The 1,037-nt window shown below is 34.8% G+C and carries 2 protein-coding genes; both read left to right on the top strand.

Annotated features, from left to right (window positions below; translation table 11 throughout):
- Positions 1–207: 207 nt before the first annotated feature.
- The gene (locus F6K40_RS40500; protein ID WP_293146067.1) at positions 208–495 is read left to right on the top strand and encodes a hypothetical protein; all 288 of its coding nucleotides are present in this window, start codon (positions 208–210) and stop codon (positions 493–495) included.
- A 127-nt stretch (positions 496–622) separates the two neighbouring features.
- Positions 623–820 (top strand): hypothetical protein, encoded by a 198-nt coding sequence (locus F6K40_RS40495; protein ID WP_293146064.1) that lies wholly within the window; start codon positions 623–625, stop codon positions 818–820.
- Positions 821–1,037 lie beyond the last annotated feature (217 nt).

Genomic DNA, 1,037 nt, shown 5'->3' with positions numbered 1-1,037 from the left:
GATGTTTTGTTGTTTCAACCATTCTCAAAGCAAAATATTTAATATCCTACAGAGCATTACGGAAAATAGTCGTGCTGAGAAAAGAAGGGGCATTTGCTAGGTAACAAAAAAGCTGGAAAAACTTGTTTTTTTCCCGCAATTTCTTACAGAAAGTTGTGATTTTCGTTCTTTTTAATTTTATAATCAAAAAAGTTAGGGTGATAATAAATGGCCACAATAACATATTGTCAAGCATTACCAGAACCATTAGATGAATTAAATGCTTTAGGGATGACCAAATTTCAGGCATTCTTGGTAGCATACTCCCCAATAATACGCAAGGCAGTATGTGAAACGGTTCAGAATCTATTATCTGGCAGCTTGTTTAATAAGTCTAAGTGGAATACTTATGTACAAAAAGCGTATCAAATCAATAAAAGATACGCGCTTTGGTGTAATTGCATTTGCCTTTGGCCAGGTAGAGTCTGCCAAAGAGTGTCGTCAGAATCACATTAAGCAGTTAGGAGGAAAATTAAAATCTGCTATTAATTGGTAAAAAAAAACGGAGAAAAAGTTAAAAGATGCTAGAAAGTTTTATGGAAAAAAGAACTGGCAAAATAGTCAAACTGGCTGTGGTTTTCCTTTGTCATGTTCGGTGAAGTACAATGAGACAAATTGGCAAAACCTCAGATTTCAAATTCACCACAAAAAGCGCTATATTTACAATTTAACTAATAAGATTGAGCATTTAAAGTCGGCTCAAATTCAAGTAAAAGTGCCTTTGAATCATGTTTTTATCGTTGGTAGTCAAACAGAAAGTTATGGTAATCAAGTTTGTTAGTGGGATGGCTTAACTATCCGATTTAGAGTACCTTATTGCTTTGAAAAGAGATTCGGCAAGTACGTTAAAACAGAGTTGGGTGAGTTCAAAAGAAACATTAACCGGATGCCTATTGATGGTAGTAAAACTTGGCATTTTTACTACAAACAAAATAAATGGGTAGCCGCTGTTCAATTCACTCCAGAAGCAGTTAATCAAAGCTCGCGACCGATTTGTA

Origin of the sequence: Okeania sp. SIO3I5 (assembly GCF_010672085.1) — a bacterium.
In the GTDB taxonomy this organism is placed as follows: Bacteria; Cyanobacteriota; Cyanobacteriia; order Cyanobacteriales; family Microcoleaceae; genus Trichodesmium.
The sequence above is the reverse complement of the archived record's forward strand: the minus strand, read 5'-3'. Positions and strand labels throughout refer to the sequence as shown.

Bases quoted from the DNA above. Each gene is read 5' to 3' on its own strand.
- F6K40_RS40500 (WP_293146067.1), top strand. From the start codon at position 208: ATGGCCACAATAACATATTGTCAAGCATTACCAGAACCATTAGATGAA.